Genomic DNA, 20,820 nt, shown 5'->3' with positions numbered 1-20,820 from the left:
GCGCTGTGATATCGGGCAGGTATACTGCCGCCTTTCGCGGCTCGCCCTTCGGGCCCGACTTGCATGCATGACCCGGAGCCTTACATGACTTCCCCGACACCTTCGCCTGCGGACGAACTCCCCGGCGGCGAACAGGCCGATTTGTCCGACAGCGATGTTTCCAGCGCCGAGGACGCCAAAGCGGCGATTCCTGCCTTCAAATTCCCGTTCAAACCCGGTGAACTGGCTGCGGCCAAGGGCGCCGGCCAGCAGCCGTGGTACAAGAACGGCGCGAAGAATGGCCATACCAAGACCCCGGGCGCCGCGCCTCCCGGCACGCGTCGTTCGATGGGCAAGCGCTGACATCATCCTTCACGCACGGGGGCGACTTCAGTTCGCGACCCGTGCGCCTGCCAGGCTTCCACTCAATTCGTAAGCCGCCAGCTCAGACTGGTGCGCCGCGAGGATTTCCGGCAACGAGCCTCGCAGGTACTCGACCCAGGTCTTGATCTTCGCATCCAGGTATTGGCGCGACGGGTAGATGGCATAGAGGTTCAGTTCCTGGGAGCGGTAGTTGGGCATGACCCGCACCAACGTGCCGTTGCGCAAGCCTTCGATGGCCGCGTACACCGGTAATACCCCCACGCCCATGCCGCTGGTGATTGCGGTTTTCATCGCGTCGGCGGAATTCACCAGGAACGGTGAGCTGTTGATGGTGACCATCTCCTGGCCTTCCGGGCCGTCGAACACCCATTTTTCCAGCGGAATGACCGGACTGACCAGGCGCAGGCAGGCGTGGTTGAGCAGGTCGCCGGGTTTTTGCGGGCAGCCGCTGGCTTTCACGTAGGCGGGCGATGCGCAGACGATGCTGTAGGTGATCCCCAGGCGCTGGGAGACGAAGCCCGAATCCGGCAACTCGCTGGCGAGCACGATGGAGACGTCGTAGCCCTCGTCGAGGATGTCCGGCACGCGGTTGGCCAGGGTCAGGTCGAAGGTCACATCCGGATGGGTCTTGCGGTAACGGGCGATGGCGTCGATCACGAAATGCTGGCCGATGCCGGTCATCGTATGGACCTTCAACTGCCCGGCCGGTCGCGCGTGGGCGTCGCTGGCCTCGGCTTCCGCTTCTTCGACATAAGCCAGGATCTGCTCGCAACGCAACAAGTAGCGTTTACCCGCCTCGGTCAGGGCGATGCGGCGAGTGGTGCGGTTGAGCAGGCGGGTTTGCAGATGGGCTTCCAGGTTGGAAACTGCGCGCGAGATGTTGGCCGTCGTGGTGTCCAGTTGCGCGGCGGCGGCGGTGAAACTGCCAGCTTCGGCAACACAACTGAACGCGCGCATGTTTTGCAAGGTGTCCATGGAGGGCTCTCTTGGGAGGTGGCAAATTGTGACACGAAGTTACAGAGCAGCGGGACCCGACTAATGGATTATCGCGTTAACGGTAACAAAGATTCACAGAAAGGTCGGCTTATCGCCGGGGAGGGCGATGCCTAGAATTGCCGCCAATCCTGGGTCACTGATTCCTGTGGGAGCGAGCCTTTGTGGGAGCCAAGCTTGCTCGCGATGGGGACGACACGGTTTAACGGCAGGACCGCGTCATCGTTCATCGCGAGCAAGCTTGGCTCCCACAAAGGCTCGCTCCCACAGGTTTTGCGTTAACAGGCAGCCATCCTCGTCGTCATGCTCCATCTCAGGAATTTTGCGCAAGTGCCGCGTTGCATCAGCAGAGAGCTGAAGACTCTCAGTGTTTGGGTTCTGACATTAACCATCAGCGGTTGCATCGGGACAGGCGGGATTGGGCCGCAAAGCCAGGTATTGCCGGCCAACCAATTGGCGAACGATGCCGCCATCCGCGAGGCCGCTCGTGACGCCCACTGGCCCACTCGCCAGTGGTGGCAAGCCTATGGCGATCGGCAGCTGGATCGCTGGGTCGACCTGGCCGTGCAGGACAGCCCGAGCCTGGCCATGGCCGCTGCGCGGGTACGTCAGGCCAAGGCCATGGCCGGTGTTGCCGAGGCCGCCGAGTCGCTGCAGATCAATGGCCAGGCGACCCTCAAGCGCCATAACTGGCCCACCGATCAGTTCTATGGCCCGGGCGAGTTGGCCGACACCACGACCTGGGACAACAATGCCGCCCTGGGCTTGAGCTACGCCCTGGACCTGTGGGGCCGCGAGCGCAATGCCAGCGAACGGGCGGTTGACCTGGCCCATGCCAGTGTCGCGCAGGCGCGCCAGGCGCAACTGGAACTGCAGAGCAACATCGTGCGCGCCTACATCCAGTTTTCACTGCACTACGCCCAGCGCGATATCGTCGTCGCCACCCTCCATCAACAAGCGCAGATTCTCGACCTTGCGCAGAAGCGCCTGGACGGCGGCATCGGCACCCATTTCGACGTCAGTCAGGCCCAGGCCCCACTGCCCGAGACTCATCGCCAACTCGACGCCCTGGACGAAGCCATCGCCTTGAGCCGCAATCAGTTGGCGGCGCTGGCGGGCAAGGGACCGGGAGCAGGTGCGCAATTGCAACGTCCGACCCTGGCCCTCGGTGCGCCCCTGAAGTTGCCGTCGGCCTTGCCCGCCGAACTGCTCGGCCAGCGTCCGGATGTGGTGGCCGGGCGTTGGCAAGTGGCGGCCCAGGCCCGGGGCATCGATGTGGCCCGGGCCGGGTTTTATCCCAACGTCGACCTGGTGGGTAGCCTCGGCTACATGGCCACCGGCGGTGGGGCGCTGGCGTTCTTGACGGGCAAGAAGCTCACCTACAACGTCGGGCCGGCGATCACGTTGCCGATCTTCGACGGCGGGCGCTTGCGTTCACAGTTGGGCGAGGCGGCGGCCGGTTATGACATCGCTGTGGCGCACTACAACCAGACATTGGTGAACGCTCTCAAGGGCATTTCCGATCAGTTGATCCGTCGCCAGTCCATGGACAAGCAGCAGGTCTTCGCCGCCGAATCGGTGGCCGCTGCCCAGCGCACCTACGACATCGCGATGGTAGCGTTCCAGCGCGGGCTCACCGATTACCTCAACGTGCTCAACGCCCAAAGCCTGTTGTTCAAGCAGCAACAGGTGCAACAGCAAGTGCAGGCGGCGCGCTTGAGTGCCCATGCCGACCTGGTGACCGCGCTGGGTGGCGGGCTTGAGGCCGGCCGTGATGTGCCTGTTGCGAGCGATGCTCCGTGGCGAGGGAGCTTGCTGTGGGAGCAAGGCTTGCCCGCGACGAAGGCAATGTGGTCTTCCATAAAATCGAGTCGCCTGGGTCGCGAGCAAGCTTTGCTCCCACAGCAAGCTCCCTCGCCACGATGCGGGGTAGCTCCGCTGTGAAGTCGTTGTTTGCCCCCGTGCGCCGACTTCATCGTCTTGAATGGCGTCGTGGTTTCTTCGACTGGGCCCGCAGCGACGGGGTGACCTGGGTCTATATCTTCAAGGTCCTGTTTGCCGCGTTCGTGACCTTGTGGCTGGCGATGCGCCTGGAGTTGCCGCAACCGCGCACGGCCATGATCACCGTGTTCATCGTCATGCAGCCCCAGAGCGGCCAGGTGTTCGCCAAGAGTTTCTACCGCTTCCTCGGCACCCTGGCCGGCTCGGCGGTGATGGTGGCGCTGATCGCCTTGTTTGCCCAGAACACCGAGCCGTTCCTCGCTTGCCTGGCGGTCTGGGTTGGCCTCTGTTCGGCAGGGGCGGCGCGTTATCGCAACTTCCGGGCCTATGGTTTTGTGCTGGCCGGCTACACCGCGGCGATGATCGGCCTGCCGGCCCTGGCCCATCCGGAAGACGCGTTCATGGCGGCGGTCTGGCGGGTGCTGGAGATTTCCCTGGGGATCCTCTGCGCCACCCTGGTCAGCGCCGCGATCCTGCCGCAAACCGCCAGTGCCGCCATGCGCAATGCCTTGTACCAGCGCTTCGGGGTATTTGCCCTGTTTGTCACCGATGGCCTGCGTGGGCGCAGCCAGCGGGAGACTTTCGAAGCGCGCAACGTGGGCTTCATCGCCGAGGCCGTGGGCCTGGAAAGCCTGCGCAGCGTGACCGTGTTCGAAGACCCGCACATGCGTCGGCGCAACGGCCGGCTCAGTCGCTTGAACAGCGAATTCATGGGCATCACCACCCGCTTCAACGCTTTGCACCAATTGCTGGAGCGCTTGCGCAGCAGCGCGGTGGATCACGTGGTCAACGCCATCAAGCCAGGTTTGCAAACGTTGGCCGAACTGCTCGACGGTTTCAGTGGCCGCGCCCTGACCGACGCCGACGCGGCCCGTCTGGCGGCGGCGCTGGCCGAGTACAAGGCCGAGCTGCCGGCCCAGGTGCGAAGGCTGCGGGCGTTGTTCCAGGAAACGGCGCCCAGTGATGGGCAGCAACTGGATTTTCATACCGCCTACGAGCTGCTTTATCGCTTCGTCGACGACTTGCACGGCTATGCCCTGACCCACGCCTCCCTGGCCGATCATCGCCACGAACGTGAACGCTGGGACGAACCGTTCGTGCCGCAGACCAACTGGCTGGCCGCCACGGCATCGGGTGTTCGCGCCGCCTTCATCCTGTTGCTGCTGGGGAGTTATTGGGTCGCCACGGCCTGGCCGAGCGGCGCGACCATGACGATGATCGCCGCCGCCACCGTGGGCTTGTCGGCCGCGACGCCGAACCCCAAGCGCATGGCTTTTCAGATGGCCTGCGGCACGTTGTTCGGGGCGTTGATCGGCTTTGTCGAGATGTTCTTCATCTTCCCGTTGATCGACGGCTTCCCTTTGCTTTGTGTGATGCTGGCGCCGGTGATCATGCTCGGCTCGTTCCTCAGCTCGCGACCGAAATACGCCGGGGTCGGGCTGGGGCTGCTGATCTTTTTCAGCAGCGGTTCGGTGCCGGACAACCTGACGGTCTACAACCCCTACGCCTTCATCAACGATTACCTCGCGATGATCCTCGGCATGCTGGTGTGTGCCGCGGCCGGGGCAATCATTCTGCCGCCCAACAGTCGCTGGTTGTGGTGCCGGCTCGAACAGGATTTGCGCGAGCAAGTGGTGTTTGCCATCAGCGGCAAGCTCAAGGGCCTGGCGTCGAGCTTCGAAAGTGGTACCCGCGACTTGCTGCATCAGGCCTACGGGTTGGCGGCGGGGCAGCCTCGGGTGCAACGGGACTTGCTGCGCTGGATGTTCGTGGTGCTGGAGGTCGGCCACGCGATTATCGAGCTGCGCAAGGAACAGGCGATTTTGCCGGTGCATCCGGCGTATGCCGAAAGCCAACCGTGGCGCCAGGCGATCCGGGTGATGGGGCGGGCGCTGGTGCGGCTGTTCCGCCAACCGAGCCAGAGCAATCTGGAGCGTGCCTTGGTGGCGGTGGATCATGCCATCGGCCGCGTGCAGGCCACCGACGAACCCTTCGCCCCGCATTTCGACACCTCGGCGCTGCGCCGCGTGAAAAGCTACCTGCATTTCATCCGCACCTCGTTGCTCGACCCGCAATCGCCTTTGGCCGGCTATGTCATACCGCATGCCACACCGTTGCTCCAGGAACCTGAACATGCCCCGTGAGATCGCCTTCCATGGTGTGTACATGCCCACCATGACCTTGATGTTTTTCATCGCCGCCGGCCTGGCCTGGGCCTTGGACCGCTTCCTGTCGGGGCTGGACCTGTACCGCTTCTTCTGGCACCCGGCGCTGCTGCGCCTGAGTCTGTTTACCTGTCTGTTCGGCGCACTGGCGCTGACGGTCTACCGTTGAGAACAATGCGATGAAAAAGTTTTTCAGCCTGCTGGCGACGCTGTTGGTTCTGGCCCTGGCGCTGTGGATCGGCCGCACGCTGTGGGTCCATTACATGAACACCCCCTGGACCCGCGATGGCCGGGTGCGGGCCGACATCATCAACGTGGCCGCCGATGTCAGCGGCGAGGTAGTTGATGTGCCGGTGCGCGACAACCAATCGGTGAAAAAGGGCGACCTGTTGATGCGCATCGATCCTGAGCATTACCGCATCGCCGTGAAGCAGGCTCGCTCCCTGGTGGCGTCGCGCAAGGCCACTTGGGAGATGCGCAAGGTCAACGCCCATCGGCGTGCCGATCTGGACAGCCTGGTGATCTCCCGGGAAAACCGCGACGACGCCAGCAACATCGCCGACTCGGCCCTGGCCGATTACCAGCAGGCCCAAGCGCAATTGGAAGCGGCGGAGCTGAACCTGTCACGCACCGAAGTTCGCGCGGCGGTGGATGGCTACGTCACCAACCTCAACGTGCACCGTGGCGACTACGCACGCATCGGTGAGGCGAAGATGGCCGTGGTGGACATGAATTCGTTCTGGGTCTATGGCTTCTTCGAAGAGACCAAATTGCCCAAGGTGCGGGTCGGCGATTCAGCGCAGTTGCAGTTGATGAGCGGCGAGAGGCTCAAGGGGCATGTGGAAAGTATCTCCCGTGGCATCTACGACCGGGATAACCCGCAAAGCCGCGAGCTGATCGCCGACGTGAACCCGACCTTCAACTGGGTTCGCCTGGCCCAGCGGGTGCCGGTGCGCATTCATCTCGACGAAGTGCCCGACGGGGTGCTGCTGGCGGCGGGGATGACTTGCACGGTGGTGGTAGAACCCCACGCCGAGCGCTGAGCCCCCCGTGGGGATTGTGAGATTTGATACACACCACAGATCCCTGTGGGAGCGGGCTTGCTCGCGAAAGCGGTGGTTCAGTTTGCACTGATATTGACTGTGCCGGCGTCTTCGCGAGCAAGCCCGCTCCCACATTTATTCCGATTGCCCCCAGAATTCTCGCCACAACAGCAAAAAAGCCAAATTCGCGATTATTACAGCGACCCACCCAACCCAAACCGCTTCATCAAGCCTTTCTCCAGCAACCCCTTGGGCAGCCAGCCGGCCATCAAGGGCAGTGATCGGCTGCCGTTGCCCAGGCGCAGCAGGCGGGGGGGCTTGGGTTGTTGTGCTGCCTTGAGCAGGCCGGCGGCGAACTCGTGGGCCGGGGTCGGGTTGTCCTGGGAGGCCTTGGCCCGGGCGCGGATACCATCGCGCAGGGGCCACCAGGGCGACTGTTCGCTGATCAATTGTTCGGCTTCATGACCGGCATTCTTGGCGAAGCTGGAGGCAATGGCGCCGGGCTGGACCTCCATCACGCGGATGTCGAACGGCGCCAGTTCCATGCGCAAGGCATCGCTCAAGGCATGCACCGCCGCCTTCGAGGCGCAGTAGGCGCCGGCAAATGGCGTGACCAGTACCCCGGACACGCTGCCGATGTTCACCACCAGCCCTTTGGCCTTACGCAATACCGGGAACAGCGCTCGGGTGACCCCGACGATGGCGAACACGTTGGTTTCGAATTGACGTTGCATGGCCGGCACGCCGCCGTCCAGCAGCGGCCCCATGGCGCCATACCCGGCGTTGTTAATCAGCACATCCAGGCCACCCTGCTGCTGGTTGATCCGCTCATTCAGTTGTTCCAGGGCCTGGCCATCGTTGACGTCCAGCTGCACGGCGGTGAATCCGGCAGCGCTGAGCGTCGCCACGTCCTCAGCCTTGCGCGCCGTGGCCCAGACCTGATAACCCGCCGCCTTGAAGGCGTCGGCGAGGGCGCGGCCGATGCCGCTGGAACATCCGGTAATCAACGCGACAGGCATGGCGCATTCCTTGTGCAAAAAAGTGGGGGAGGGCAGTCAGTTGGAAAAGCTACCGTGCAATCGCTCGGCGCGAAACTCCAGGGTTTGCGGGCGATAACCCGGGCGTAGGGGCGGCAGGGGCAGGCAGTCTTGCCACTCGGCGCCGGCCTGCAATTCGCCGGGACCACGATAGCGCGGTGCGTTGTAGGGGCTGTCGGCGAGGTTGATGGTGTCCCCAGGCGCATAAGCCGCGACCCGCCACTGCAGTTCGATCAGCGGCACGTCATTGGTGTTTTTTAGGGTCAGTGACAGCGGCCGGTCGGCGGGGCATTGTCCGGGGGCATAGCTGATGCGCAGTTCCAGGCGCTCCAATTGCCGGGTCTCGCGGTTCTCCTGCCAGAGTACCCACGCGGCGACCAGGCCCAGCCCGATGAATGCTGCCAGGGAGACTGGCAAGGCCTTCGCTGGGTAGCGCAAGAGCAAAATGAGCCAGGTGATGACCAGCAAGACGCCGATAAGCATGGTGGAAGCCTCCGTTACCGTAGGCACATCCTACCGAAGGCGACGGGCAATGTTGAAGCGATGATGTCGGCCTGTCGCACACGCCGAAAAAAAGCCCCCACCCAACCCACTGCGGATAGGGGACGCAGTGGGCTGGATGGGGGCTTCTTGAACGGCTGATCGTTGCTAGTTGTTACTGCGCGATGGTCTTCACCGAGACGCCGCGTTCGATCGGAGTGGAGCGACCGTAGATGTCCTCGAAACGCTCGATGTCGTCTTCGCCCAGGTAGCTGCCGGACTGCACTTCGATGATTTCCAGTGGGATCTTGCCCGGGTTGCGCAGGCGGTGGACCGACGCGATCGGGATGTAGGTCGACTGGTTTTCGCAGAGCAGGAACACGTTCTCGTCGCAGGTCACTTCGGCGGTGCCGCTGACCACGATCCAGTGTTCGGCGCGGTGGTGGTGCATCTGCAACGACAGGCACGCGCCCGGCTTGACCGAGATGTGCTTGACCTGGAAACGACCGCCCATGTCCACCGAGTCATAGGAGCCCCACGGACGATAGACTTCGCAGTGGTTCTGGGTCTCGGTGCGGCCCTGGGCGTTGAGGGTGTTGACCATCTGCTTGACGCCTTGGACCTTGTCCTTGTGGGCGATCATCATGGCGTCCTTGGTTTCGACCACCACGATGTTTTCCAGGCCGATCACCGACACCAGTTTGCCGTTGCCGTGGATCATGCAGTTGCGGCTGTCCTGGATGACCACGTCGCCTTTGGTGACGTTGCCGTTGGCGTCCTTGGCATTGACTTCCCACAGCGACGCCCAGCAGCCGACATCGCTCCAGCCGGCCGACAGCGGTACGACGCAGGCACGCTGGGTCTTTTCCATCACGGCGTAGTCGATGGAGTTGTCTGGGCAGCAGGCGAAGGTGGCTTCGTCGAAGGTGATGGTGTCGGCCGTCTGCTCACTGCGCTCCAGGGTCAGCAGGCAAGTGTCGTAGATGTCCGGATCGTGCTTTTTCAGCTCTTCGAGGAAGCGGCTGGCGCGGAACAGGAACATGCCGCTGTTCCAGAAGTAACCGCCGGCCTCGACGAACTCGGTGGCACGCTTGACGTCGGGTTTTTCGACGAAGTGCGAAACGCGGCTCACGCCTTCAGGCAGCAGCGCGTCGTTGGTCGATTTGATGTAGCCGTAGCCGGTTTCCGGTTTGGTCGCCGGTACACCGAACAGCACCATTTCGCCACGCTCGGCGGCCACGGTGGCCAGGGCCAGGGCGCGTTGCAGGGCTTTTTGGTCATCGATCACGTGGTCGGCCGGCAGCACCAGCATCAGCTCGTCGCGGCCTTCGTTGACCAGCATCATCGCGGTCAGCGCCACGGCCGGTGCGGTGTTGCGCCCGAACGGCTCCATCAGGATGCGCTGGACTTCGAGCTTACGGTTGCTCAACTGCTCGTTGACGATGAAACGGTGGTCTTTGTTGCAGACCACGATCGGTGTGTCCATGCCTTCGAACACCAGGCGCTCGAGGGTCTGTTGGAACAGGGTGTGTTCACCGGTCAGGGCCAGGAACTGTTTAGGGAATTGCTTGCGCGAAAGCGGCCAAAGACGTGAGCCACTACCACCTGACAAGATCACCGGAATCATGTTTGTTACTCCTTGAAGCGAAATGGTTGTTAGAGCTACTGCGTTCTGTCGTTTCACTCTCTTGTTCTTGTTCCGTACCCGACTGACACCCCCGATTCAGGGTGGGAGCGGGCTTGCTCGCGAAAGTGGTGCTTCAGCCAACATCAATGTTGAATGTGAGACCGTATTCGCGAGCAAGCCCGCTCCCACAGGGGTACAGCGTCAATCAGGTGAATTCATCAGCGGGTCGACGCCGGGCGTTTTACCCACACTGGCGACAGGCTGCTGCCTGAACCGGTGACGTACAGCACGGCCGCTTCGCCGCGCTCCAGGGCCACGGGCTTGAGGTCGCCGACTTTCTTGTCGCCTTCGAACAGCGCCAGGGTCACTTTCACCGGGTTGATTTCACGTTCGCCACGGCCCTTGGCGGCCACGTTCGGCACCACTTCGGTCTTGCCGTCGGCGGTCTTGAGGGTCAGTGCCTTGTCAGTGAGGTTCTGCACACGGACCAGGGACTTCTGCTTGTTCTTGAACGGTGGTTCTTCGATCAGCTGAGGCTGGCCACTGGCGTTGTTGACCAGGGTGTAATAGTGATCGGGGGCCAGTTTAACCGGAACGGTCTGGCTGCCGACCTTGGCGCTGTAGTCACCGCCAGGCATGAAGCTGAAGTCACTGCTGGCCAGTGGAGCCACGTCGCTCAAGTTGGTGCTGCCAACGGTGGCGCTGACTTCGGCGTTGCTGGCGTTGTAGATACGTACGAAGCTCGAGCCTTTTGGCGCGACTGGGCCGTACAGGGCCGAATCACCGGCAAAGGCGGACAGCGAGAGGGCGCTCATGCTGGCGACGAGGGCAACGGCCTTGAAGGAGCGAGCAGCGAGACGGCGAGGAGTAGTGTTGAAAGTCATGGTGGACCTCTCTTTCAGTTTTGCGCCCGGTCGGGCGTCTCGGATGGGGTGTTGGCGGCTACGTTCTGTTGGCGCGCGCCGGCTTGCTTGAGCTCTGCGACCCACTGTGGGTCGGCGTCGCCGATTTCGTTGTTCACGGGCAGATAACGTTCAGGGAACTCCCAGATCAGCACCTGTGGCGGGCTGTTCTTGAAGGCATCACTCTTGAGGTAGCTGAGCATCGGCAGAATCGGGCCATGGCCGTCCTCGGCGTAGTTGACGACGTCGCTGTGCAGGGCTTGCTTGAGTGCACCGACGAAGTTCCAGTTGGGGTTGGCGCTGTAGCTGGTGCCGATCAGGGCCACGGGCACCTGGGCGTCGGCGAACAGCGCGTCGTCGCTGGTCGGCTGGTCATCGGCTTCGCGGGTGTTGCGCTTGACCAGCGGCTCCTGGGCCGGCATCAGGTTTTCGAACAGTGGGTCCAGGGGCAGGAACTGACGCAGGTCGCCCTTGTGGGTGATTTTTTCTGCAGGTTCGGTGACGAAGCGTTGTGGCTCGCCGTTGAGCGGTGCGCCTTCGGCAATCGCCTTGGCCAGGTTCTCGGCCGCGACCTGGGCACCTTCCGGGGTCCAGTGGGTGTCGGTGCGCAGGAACACTTGCTGGCCGCTCTGCTTGGCCTGTTGCAGCGGGCCGAGCAGGTCAGGGGCGATGATCTTGTCCGCCGCCACGCGAGCGTGGAAATCCTGGTAGAGGTTGGCGTGAATGCTCGACGGCTTCACTTCACCCATGTGTTCTGGATACAAGCGCGCCTTGGCCGGCAGGATCGCCATCACCAGGGTGATGCCTTGTTCCTTGAGCTTCTGGCGCACGCCTTCGACCAGCGCGTAGTTGCCTTGCAGGTTCAGCTCTTCGTTGACGATCGGGTTGAACTCTTCGTCGCTGTACAGCCACTGGTCGCGGCCCAGGACCACGCCTTTGCGGCCTTCGTTGAACAGCTTGTAGTCCAGCGCCGCCCAGATGTTGGTGCCCAGGCGCTTGATCGGGAACTCTTCGTCGTAGTGGGTTTCCACGGCCTTGGCCCAGCGCCCGTTGAGCACGGTCGCGTCGGGGTTGGTGCTGAAGCCGAAGAAACTGCGCATCGACCACATGCCCAGTGCTGTCAGGATCAGCATGAACAGTGCGATGTAAAAGATGCGTAATGAGCGGGTCATGTTCAGATCCCTCAGAACTGGAAGTAAAGGAACGGCGAGAAGCTTTGCGCCGAGAGTTTGAGAATCGAGGCGATGAACAGCAGCAGCACCAGGGTGCGCATCACGTAGCGTGACCAGTCCACGGTCCAGTAGGCCGGTTGCACCTGGGCTTCGACGCCAACGGTGTAGCCAGGTTCATGGATATTCGTCGGATTTTCGCCCGGCGCGGCTTTGATCAGACCCGGTTGTGCAGTGGCCGGACCATCGGCCTCGGTGGTCACTTCAGGTTTTGTCTTGACTGGCGGACGGTTGGTGTAGAAGTCCCGCAGGCCGAAGAAGGCGAGGGTGGCGTAGGCCACCGCCAGCGTGGCGATCTGCAGGCCGGTGAGGTTGGCACGGGTCAGTTCCGACAGCGACCAGTCGCCGAAGCTGAACATGGCGCCGTACATGCGACCGGCCACGTGCAGGTTCTCGGCCCGGAAAATCACCCAGCCCATCACCACCAGCAGGAACGTCAGCGCCCAGCGGATCGGGTTGATGCTGCGTGGCGTGGTGTTGATGCCCACCGCTTTTTCGATGGCCAGCCACATGCCGTGCCAGGCACCCCAGATCACGTAGGTGATGTTCGCACCGTGCCACAGACCACCGAGCAGCATGGTCAGGAACAGGTTGCGATAGGTCATCAGCGTGCCTTTGCGGTTACCGCCCAGGGTGATGTAGAGGTAGTCGCGCAGCCAGGTGGACAGGCTGATGTGCCAGCGGCGCCAGAACTCGGTGATCGACTGGCTGATGTAGGGCTGCTTGAAGTTTTCCATGAAACGGAAACCCATCATCAGGCCCAGGCCGATGGCCATGTCGCTGTAGCCGGAGAAGTCGAAGTACAGCTGCGCGGTGTAGGCCAGCGCGCCGAGCCAGGCATCGCCCGTGGTCGGGTTCTGCAAGGCGAAGCAATGGTCGGCCACCACCGCCAGGGTGTCGGCGATGAACACTTTCTTGATGAAGCCCTGCATGAAGCGGGTGCAGCCTTCGGAGAACTTGTCCAGCGTGTGGGTACGGTTGTTGAACTGGTCGGCCAGGTCGCGGAAACGCAACACGGGGCCGGCGATCAGGTGCGGGAAAATGGCCACGAACGCGGCGAAGTCGATCAGGTTGCGGGTCGCCGGGGTGTCACCGCGATAGACGTCGATGATGTAGCTGATGGACTCGAAGATGTAGAACGAGATCCCGATCGGCAACAGCACGTGGGTCAGGATGAACGGGTTGAGACCGAAGCCGGTGATGATGGCGTTGAGGCTGTCCACGCCGAAGTTGGCGTACTTGAAATAGCCCAGGATGGCCAAATCCACGCCCACGCCGAGCAACAGCCAGCGCTGGGCCGGTTTGGTGCGCACACCGGCGGCGCCGACTTTCAGGCCGATCCAGTAGTTCCACAGGGTGACGCCGGCGAACAGTGCCAGGAAGTCCACCCGCCACCAGGCATAGAACACATAGCTGGCGATCAGCAGCAGCAGGTTGCGATAGCGTTGCCCGCTCAAGTAGTACAAGCCGAGAAAGATCGGCAAGAACAGAAACAGGAACACATTGGATGAAAATACCATCCCGATCTCTCCATGTTGAATCAACAGTCAAGGGCCAGAGCCCCCCCAAACCCCCCCATGAAAACCGGGGGGTTTTATTGCATTTCAGTCGCCGTGATTACTGTGGGAGCAAGGCTTGCCCGCGATGAACGATGACGCGGTCCATTCAGTGCCCCCGCGTCATGGCTATCGCGGGCAAGCCTTGCTCCCACAGGTCCCTTGCCAGGCAAGGGATATGACATCAGCTTCCTTTTTCGCCTTTCTCCCGCGAAGGGTCATACACCCGGGTCAAATCCCCGCCGAGGCGGAAGGTCTTGAACGGTTGCATTTCATGCTTGCGCTCCAGCACATCCTCGGAGCAGGTGTAGAGGCTGCAGAACGGTTCGAGCCAGGCGAATTTCGAGTCGACCTTCAGGTCTTTCATGTCCTGCTCATCGCCGTTCTTTTCTTCGAAGATGTCCGGGTCTTTCACCCCGGCCAGCACCCGGTCACCCAGTCGCTTGAGGGCGCCGTTGTTTTCCTGGCGCAGGTCCACACCGTTGACCTGGGCGAAACTGGCAATCATCGCCAGTGGCGGCAGGGCATAGTTGTGGTAGGACAGGGCGCGTTGCTTGCGCTTGAGTTCGTTGGGCAGGAAACCGTCGGCATCGACCTGGTTGACGCCGACCTTGTATTCCTTGACGGCCCAGTCGAACAGGTCGCGGCGGTTGGTTGCCACGGACGTGGCCATCACCGACCAGGCGGCCCAGTAGGAATGGTTGTTGGTCTTGTCCAGCGGCAGGTTGTCCCAGTCGCTGACCACCTGATCGGCCATCCGGCTGAACCAGCCTTCGATCAGTTGCGCCTGCTCCGGGTGATTGGCCAGTGGGCGGGACTCGGAAAACTTCAGGCGCACATAGGCCGACGCCATGCTGCCCAGCGCCCATTTGCGCATGGACTTGCCGGTGTGGTTGAAGTCCTTGGACATCAGCGCATCGGCCTGGGCCCACGCGGTCAGCCAGTTGAGGGTGCATTCCAATTGTTCGGGACGGCCGTCACGCATGAATTGCATCACTTGCTTGCTGACGCCACGCTCGATCTTGGTGATGTCGGCGGTGCTGTCACGAAAGGCTTTTTCCGATTGCACGTTCAGGGTCGAACGGGCCTTGTCGGAACCCTCGTACTTGCTGCGAAATTGCAGGGAGCCGGTGTAGGGCGTCGGCGTGGCGTCGCAACCTTGGGCGGCTTCGCCGGTCTTGACCTTCTCGATCGGTGCGAAGTAACCCTGTGGCGGGCGCAGCGGGGCCGCCGCCTGCGTGGCCCCGGCGAACATCGCCAGGGTCAGCAGGGAGGGCGCCAGCAGCGTTTTCAACGTTCGGGTGCGCATGGTTCTGGTCATGAGACGAGACCTCATTGTCCGATTTGAGCCGTTTGTTGCCCGGCTTGCGGAGATGCGTTGCGTTTGCAGACTTTCGCTTCGATTTGCTGTGGTTCTTTACCGGCTTCAGGGCCCTGGACTTCAACGGCCAGCAGGGTCTGCGAAGCCCAGTCCTCGTCGGTGCGCAATTGGAAGGCGAAACGTCCGTCGGTGTCGGAGGTATCCGGTTTTTCGATCTTGATATCCTCGTGGCGCCCATTCATGTACCAGAGGGTGGCTTGCAAGGTTTTCACCGAGGTATCGGCGAAGCGGATGTCGACCTGGTGGCTGCCGTTACGCAGATCCATGTTCTTGCTATTGACCATCAATTCGTTCTTGCCCGGCTTGAGCGCGGTCTTGCTGCTCATGAGCGCCGGCTTGCCTTCGCAACCGTTGTTGTCCAGCAGCGCCATCATCTGGCGGTAGGTGGTTTCCTGGTCCAGGCGATACAGCGGCGAGAATTCCCAGATGAGGATTTTCGGCGGGCTCTTCTGGAACTCTTCGCTGCCCAGGTACTGGATCATCGCGCCTTCCAGACCGCCGCCAGGGAAGGCGACGTTGAGGATGTCGGCACCGATGGACTCTTCCAGGAACCCGGCAAAGTTGTAGTTCTTGCCACTGTGACTGGTGCCCACGAGGGTGATCTGCGGGTTGCCGGAATCGCTGAACAGGTCGCCGTCGCCAGCCTCGCCCTTGGGCTCGGTGGTGAACTGGTCCATGTACTGGATCGCATAGCTGGTGCCGCACAGTTGCCCGGCCATGTTGTGCAGGGTGCCGGTCTTGCCCATGCGGCCGGACTTCTTGGTCTCGAACTCACGCTTGGGAATGTCGGCGAAGGCCGGGATCTGCTTGACCTTCTCGGCGACGATCTTGGCCGTGCGCTGGGCGCCATACGGCGTCCAGTGCTGGTCGCCACGGAAATAGAAATCGTGGGCCGGCAGGGTTTCGGGCAGGTTTTCGTTGGTCAGCGGCGACAGGTCCGGCACCACGTAACCCATCTGGGCGAAACGACCGAGCATGGATTTGTAGTTGGTCAGGGCCTTGTCAAAGTTGAAGCTGGCCTTTTCCTGCGGGTTGAGCTTGTTGCGGTTCACCAGGCCCCGGGTTGGCTGGTAGACGATCACCAGCTCGACGCCTTTTGCCTTGAACGCATCGTGCAACTGCTGCATGCGCTTGTAGCCGGCCGGGGTGGTGTTGAATTCGGTACGCAGGTCTTCCTGGGTCCGGAACAGCCAGTCGCCCTGGGCCTGCACCAGCGTGGTGAAGTTCTGCTGGTAGCGCGAGGTGTAGTTCTTTGCGTCATGGGCCGCAGGGCACAGGTTGCAGCACGGTTCGGCGGTGAAGCTCGGTGCCTTGATTTCATCGGCGCGCGCGCCACTTGCAGCGGCGAGAATGCCGGCAGTCAGGGCGGACAGGCCCAGGAGTTTGATCATCTGTGGGTTCATAAAGGTCATCCTCAGTCCCGCATTTCGGTCTGGCGTTCGACAGGGTCGATCAGCACGGCTTTCTGCTGGCGCACCAGCAGGTCGAGAATTTCATCCTGGCGCTCGCCGAGGATTCCCGAGAAGCTGATGCCGCTGGATTTGGTCGGTGCGAGCATGGACACGCGGTACAGCTCGACGCTTAACGGCGAATCGATGGACAGCGGGCCACTGCCGTTGGCAGCCAGTTCGCCGCCGACCACGATCAGCGAGACCTGGGCGTCGAACGGGTCGAGCTTGATGTCCCGGTCGGTGTCGGACAGGTCTTTGATGTGGCCGTAGAGACCGGTCAGGCCGTTGGCCATGGACACGTTTTCGTAGAGGCGGATGTTCACGCTGTTACGAATGCGGATGCCGTGGCGGCGGTTGCTGATCACTTTGTTGCCCCACAGCAGGTTGTCACCACTCTCGTAGAGCGTGATGCCGTCGGTGTGGTTCTTGTAGATCTCGTTGTAGGCGATCAGGTTGTTCACGCTGTTACGGTCGATCACCAGGCCCGAGAGTTTGTTGTCATAGCTGCGGTTGTTGAAAATGAAGCTGTCGTTGACCTCACGGGAAATAATGATCCCGTGCTTCTTCTTGGTCCCGTAGACCGTGTTGTCGGCAATGATCAGCCGATGGGAACGGTCATGGGGGTCGATGCCGTAGACGATGTTGTCTTTGTAGGTATTGCCCTTGACCACGAAGTCGTTGGTTTCATAGCAGTAGAAGCCGTACCACATGTCCGAGAACTCGGAACCGATGATCCAGCCGGTCGGTTCCGGGCGCTTGAGGACCTTGGCCATGTTCGGCGTGTACTGGGAAATACTGACCCCGTACGACTTACTGTTGGCGTAGCCGAAGCTCGCCATCTTGGTGTTGACGATGTAGGTCTCGGTGCCGCCCCAGGACAGCAGGAACGGACGGAATTCCTTGGGCGAGCGGAACGTAGCGGGGCCGTTTTCCTTTTCGCGCCAGCCGGTGACCTTGGTGTCGCGGATGAACATCCGGCCATCGTTGACCAGGAACGCGCCGCCCTCCTGGGACAGGCGCAATTCCTGGGTCTGTTTGTCGATTTCCAGGATGCCTTTCTCGCCGACCACAATTGGAATCCTGGCCAGGAACACGCCTGGCGAGGTTTCGCTGAGGTACTGCTTGGGCACCTTCTTGACCAGGTCCTTGAGGTTCATGTAGCCATCGTCGACGAAGATGGCCTGTGGGATACCGTGCTGACGCACGACCCACTCGGCCATCTTGTTGTCGCCGCCGATGAAGTCCTTCAAGGCGTTTTCCTGCATCATCCGACGCACGCTGACCTTGCCGGGCTTGGTCCGCACGATTTTTGCCGCGACCGCTTCGGCGGTGTAGCCGGAGAGGTCGGGCAGGGTCGGCGTGGCCAGCTCCAGTGGTGCGGTCGGCGCGCTGCTGACGGTGTAGGTCTTGGCCTGTTGCAGTCCCTTGACCACGTTGCCCGGCTTGACCACCGGCTCAACGTTGGCGAACGCCGGCGAGCCGGCCAGCAGCATCGCTGCGACCAACAGGCTGATCGAACCTTTCATCGCCTGGCTGTTCCTGAGGTAGCGGTTCATATCGGGCACTCCCATGGCCATTTGCATCAGAAGCGCCAGATCACGTCGACAAAGGCGCGATGCATGTACGAATCGACCTCTTTGCCGTAAGCGTCGCCTGGCTTGAACACGCCGCCACGAAAGCGCACCAGCGCCGACGGCTCATCAATGGACTGACTCAGCGCGGCGGGCAGCAGGCCTTGCTTGAAGTACTTGGTGACGACCAGGTCGACTTCCTGGCCCAGGTCCTTGTTACCGTCGCGCAGTGGCAGGGACGAGGTGGACAGGATCGCGCCGGTCACGTCGTCGGTGTTGTTTTCCACAGCGTTGATGCCGTTGCTGCCCACCGGCTTGTTGCCGTCCACGCGCCAGAACTTGTGGTACACAAGGCTGGCGTCGTATTCGTCACGCAACTGCCAGGAACCGAACAGGCTGGCGCTCTGGGTGTTGGCCATTTCGCCACGGAACGCTTCGCCGAAACGATGGACCCGCGAGCGCGTGCCGGTGAAGTTCGAGCGGTTGCTTTGCAGGCCGTTCTGTTCGTAGTCCTCGCTGGCGCGGGCATAGGCCGCACCGACTTGCCATTGCGGGTCCAGGCGCAGGCGGATACCCAAATCAGTGGCCCAGCCGTCCACGTCATCGCTGTGCTTGGCTTCTGTTGGGCGCGTGCCGTCGGCGTTGAGCGGGTTGACGGTGTCACGGTCGCCGGTCATGCCGGTGAGGCTGGCCCAGTAGTTGACCGTGTTGGTGTTGCGCCAGTTGTAGGCGTCGCTGTTGGCTTCCAGGCCCAGCCAGGTCAAGTCACCGTTCTCGGTCTTGTCCAGGGTGTCGGTGGCTTCGCCCGGGGTCGGGTAATCGAGGCTGCCATTGTCATGGGAGTGGTGGGCACGGATCCCGGCCCACTGGCCTGGCATCCACTGGTAGCCCACGTCGCCAAAGACGTGCAGGCGGTCCTTGTCCTGGGGGGACAATTCCTTGAGGTCGGTGCGGTATTCGCTGAACCGTTCGGCCACGCCGAGGTTGGCCCGCAGCAAGGTGGTGTCGAAGGTCCAGTTCAGGGCTTCGATGTTGGTGTCGCGCCATTGGCCGTCGTCATTGCGCAGGCGCTGGCGACCGAACTTCAATTGCTCGCCCGGGTAGGGGGTCAGGCCACGGTAGCCGATCCAGAACTCGCGCATGGCCAGGTAGCTTTTCTTGGCTTCGCGATCGCCGCTGTCGGTTTGCTGGGTGCTGTCATCGGACTGTTGCAGGGTGTCGGTCTCGATGATATCGCTGGACGTCACGGCCTGGGCCATGGCGTAGGCGCTCCAGGCGCCGCTTTCGCTTTCACCGTAGACCCAGGGACGCAGGTCCAGGCCGACACCGTTGACGTCGCCACCGCTCTGGGTGCCGAGGTCGCGGTCGTCTTCGGACTGGCCAGTGATTTTCACTTCCAGGCCGAAATTCTTGGTGTCAGTCAGGGCCGCCAGGCTCGGGCTGGACCACAACAGGGCAAACGACAGGCCAATACCAGCCTGCACAAAAGGATTGAGCTTCAAAAGCTTCATAGAGGTTCCTCGCCGTCATCTTCTTTTAGGGCTTGCAGTTCCAGCGTATCGGGGCTCATCGAGCCGCGAATGGCCTGCTCTTGTTGTAGCAGGCGTTGCGCTTGTGCAAGTTGCTGCGGCGGTAATTGTGCTTCGAGGGTCTGGGCAAGCTCGGTGGCTTGCGGGGTGTTCTGCGCCTTGGCCAACTGGCTGAACACATAGGCGTTGACCGGGTTGGGCTTGGTGCCCTTGCCCTGGGAGAACAGCTGGGCAATGGCGTAGTCGGCGCTGTTCTGGCCGTTGCGGGCGGCCTTGAGCAGGTGGTCCAGGGCTTTTTGCGAGTAGACCTGGCCCAGGTAACCGCGGCGATAGATCTGGCCGAGGTAGTAGTCGGCGGCCACTTCGCGGCCAACGGCTTTCTGGAAATGCGCCTCGGCGACCTTGGCATCGGCCGGGACCCACTTGCCTTCGTAGTAAAGCTTGCCCAGCAACAGTTCGGCACGCGACTGGTCGGCGGCGCGGCCGTTTTCCAGGTACTGCATCATCTTGTCGACGTCACCCAGTTCCGGGAAGTCGTAGAGCAGTTGCGCCAGGCTGACCCAGGCAGCGGGGTAGCCCGGGGCGATGCCTTCGAGCAACGACTGGGCGGTCTTTTCATCGGGCTTGCCCAGGCTGGCATCGGCCAGGACACGGGCGACGCTGTCCACGCGCTGGGCGGACACGACGCCACGGGCGTGGCCATCCTGCATCTGCTTGAGCAACGCGGCCTGCTGTTCCGGTTGGCCGCGTTTCTGATAGACCGTGGCCAGTTCGACGTAGCAGATGTCGGTGGTCGCCAGCGCGGCCTTGCAGACCTTCTCGACTTCGTCCAGGTGCTGGTCGTAGGTACCCTGGGTGCGGTAGAGCAGAATCTGCGCCAGGCCCGCTTCCGGGTAGCCGGCGCTGCGCCATTGGCTGATCTGCTGCTGGGCGTTGACGTTCGGGAAACTGTGGGGATATTGCAGGTACAGCATCGCCAGCGGGATCAGGGTGTTGCCTTCACCATTGGCGAAGGCTTTCTTCAACAGGCCTTCGGCTTCGTGTTTTTCCGCTTCGGTGGAACCGGGCTTGGCTACCAGCAGGCGACCCAGGCGAGCCTGGGCCCGTGGCGAGATATCGGCCGCGGCGCGGTAAGTCGCCTCGGCTTTTTTCATCTGCTCGGGGTCGTGGCTGTCCACCTGGATGTCGGCCAAGCCGACCTGGGCTTCGCTGTAGCCCAGGTCTGCCAGTTGCTGATAGTTCTGCTGCGCCAGCGCCGTGTCGCCGCGCTTGAGGGCTTCGTTGGCCAGGCGTTGATCGGGCAGGCCGGCGCAACCGCTAAGACTGACTGCCAGCGCCAGCGCACACAACGCATAACCTGTGTGGGAGCGAGCCTGCTCGCGATGCAGGCCGCTCGGTGTACCAGACAGACCGCGTCGATCCCATCGCGAGCAGGCTCGCTCCCACAGGGAATGCGGTGCATTGTTGTTTTGTGGAGTGATCACGGGCATAT

General features: G+C 62.2%; 17 protein-coding genes. 5 read left to right on the top strand and 12 right to left on the bottom strand.

Going from position 1 to position 20,820, the window contains the following annotated elements; translation table 11 throughout:
* Positions 1–84 precede the first annotated feature (84 nt).
* Entirely contained in the window at positions 85–342 is a 258-nt protein-coding gene (locus AD662_RS23240; RefSeq protein ID WP_018606117.1) for a hypothetical protein, read from the top strand.
* Between the two features lie 27 nt (positions 343–369).
* Here the strand turns inward: AD662_RS23240 and AD662_RS23235 are convergent, their stop codons facing one another.
* Complete coding sequence (locus tag AD662_RS23235; RefSeq protein ID WP_003205334.1) at positions 370–1,338, bottom strand: LysR family transcriptional regulator; 969 nt, start codon at positions 1,336–1,338, stop codon at positions 370–372.
* 348 nt (positions 1,339–1,686) lie between these two features.
* Between AD662_RS23235 and AD662_RS23230 the strand changes: the two genes are divergently transcribed.
* The 4 genes from AD662_RS23230 to AD662_RS23215 are packed head-to-tail and all read left to right on the top strand — an operon-like array spanning position 1,687 to position 6,565.
* A complete protein-coding gene (locus AD662_RS23230) occupies positions 1,687–3,300 on the top strand; it encodes an efflux transporter outer membrane subunit (protein WP_074849466.1) in 1,614 nt (537 codons plus the stop codon).
* Positions 3,297–5,501: an FUSC family protein gene (locus tag AD662_RS23225; protein WP_053189809.1), complete on the top strand. Its 2,205-nt coding sequence runs from the start codon at positions 3,297–3,299 to the stop codon at positions 5,499–5,501. The genes AD662_RS23230 and AD662_RS23225 overlap by 4 nt, the downstream gene beginning before the upstream one ends.
* Positions 5,491–5,691: a DUF1656 domain-containing protein gene (locus AD662_RS23220; protein WP_003205331.1), complete on the top strand. Its 201-nt coding sequence runs from the start codon at positions 5,491–5,493 to the stop codon at positions 5,689–5,691. The genes AD662_RS23225 and AD662_RS23220 overlap by 11 nt, the downstream gene beginning before the upstream one ends.
* A gap of 10 nt (positions 5,692–5,701) precedes the next feature.
* On the top strand, positions 5,702–6,565 hold the full coding sequence (locus tag AD662_RS23215) for an efflux RND transporter periplasmic adaptor subunit (RefSeq protein WP_053181705.1): 864 nt from the start codon (positions 5,702–5,704) through the stop codon (positions 6,563–6,565).
* 194 nt (positions 6,566–6,759) lie between these two features.
* On the opposite strand, the gene AD662_RS23210 is transcribed toward AD662_RS23215, so the two are convergent.
* The 11 genes from AD662_RS23210 to algK all read right to left on the bottom strand — a co-directional run bounded on the left by AD662_RS23210 (position 6,760) and on the right by algK (position 20,812).
* Positions 6,760–7,584, bottom strand: coding sequence for an SDR family oxidoreductase (locus AD662_RS23210; protein WP_053189808.1), 825 nt, complete (start codon positions 7,582–7,584; stop codon positions 6,760–6,762).
* Between the two features lie 36 nt (positions 7,585–7,620).
* Positions 7,621–8,085, bottom strand: a complete 465-nt coding sequence (locus AD662_RS23205) for a hypothetical protein (protein ID WP_018606128.1) — start codon at positions 8,083–8,085, stop codon at positions 7,621–7,623.
* A 172-nt stretch (positions 8,086–8,257) separates the two neighbouring features.
* Entirely contained in the window at positions 8,258–9,709 is a 1,452-nt protein-coding gene (locus AD662_RS23200; protein WP_018606130.1) for a mannose-1-phosphate guanylyltransferase/mannose-6-phosphate isomerase, read from the bottom strand.
* Between the two features lie 218 nt (positions 9,710–9,927).
* On the bottom strand, positions 9,928–10,593 hold the full coding sequence (locus tag AD662_RS23195; protein ID WP_018606132.1) for an alginate O-acetyltransferase AlgF: 666 nt from the start codon (positions 10,591–10,593) through the stop codon (positions 9,928–9,930).
* A gap of 14 nt (positions 10,594–10,607) precedes the next feature.
* Positions 10,608–11,783, bottom strand: coding sequence for an alginate O-acetyltransferase (locus tag AD662_RS23190; RefSeq protein ID WP_018606134.1), 1,176 nt, complete (start codon positions 11,781–11,783; stop codon positions 10,608–10,610).
* 11 nt (positions 11,784–11,794) lie between these two features.
* Positions 11,795–13,360, bottom strand: coding sequence for an MBOAT family O-acyltransferase (locus AD662_RS23185; protein WP_014340044.1), 1,566 nt, complete (start codon positions 13,358–13,360; stop codon positions 11,795–11,797).
* Between the two features lie 220 nt (positions 13,361–13,580).
* Entirely contained in the window at positions 13,581–14,705 is a 1,125-nt protein-coding gene (locus tag AD662_RS23180) for a mannuronate-specific alginate lyase (RefSeq protein ID WP_033062609.1), read from the bottom strand.
* Between the two features lie 23 nt (positions 14,706–14,728).
* Positions 14,729–16,180: an alginate O-acetyltransferase gene (locus AD662_RS23175; protein WP_018606139.1), complete on the bottom strand. Its 1,452-nt coding sequence runs from the start codon at positions 16,178–16,180 to the stop codon at positions 14,729–14,731.
* Positions 16,181–16,191: 11 nt separating this feature from the next.
* A complete protein-coding gene (algG, locus tag AD662_RS23170; RefSeq protein ID WP_018606141.1) occupies positions 16,192–17,784 on the bottom strand; it encodes a mannuronan 5-epimerase AlgG in 1,593 nt (530 codons plus the stop codon).
* Positions 17,785–17,810: 26 nt separating this feature from the next.
* The gene (locus AD662_RS23165; RefSeq protein ID WP_077505786.1) at positions 17,811–19,310 is read right to left on the bottom strand and encodes an alginate export family protein; all 1,500 of its coding nucleotides are present in this window, start codon (positions 19,308–19,310) and stop codon (positions 17,811–17,813) included.
* On the bottom strand, positions 19,307–20,812 hold the full coding sequence (algK, locus tag AD662_RS23160; RefSeq protein ID WP_408003923.1) for an alginate biosynthesis TPR repeat lipoprotein AlgK: 1,506 nt from the start codon (positions 20,810–20,812) through the stop codon (positions 19,307–19,309). Before algK ends, AD662_RS23165 begins: the two co-directional genes overlap by 4 nt.
* Positions 20,813–20,820: the final 8 nt, after the last annotated feature.

The sequence above is a fragment of the Pseudomonas kilonensis genome (assembly GCF_001269885.1).
GTDB classification, from domain to species: Bacteria; Pseudomonadota; Gammaproteobacteria; order Pseudomonadales; family Pseudomonadaceae; genus Aquipseudomonas; species Aquipseudomonas kilonensis.
The sequence above is the reverse complement of the archived record's forward strand: the minus strand, read 5'-3'. Positions and strand labels throughout refer to the sequence as shown.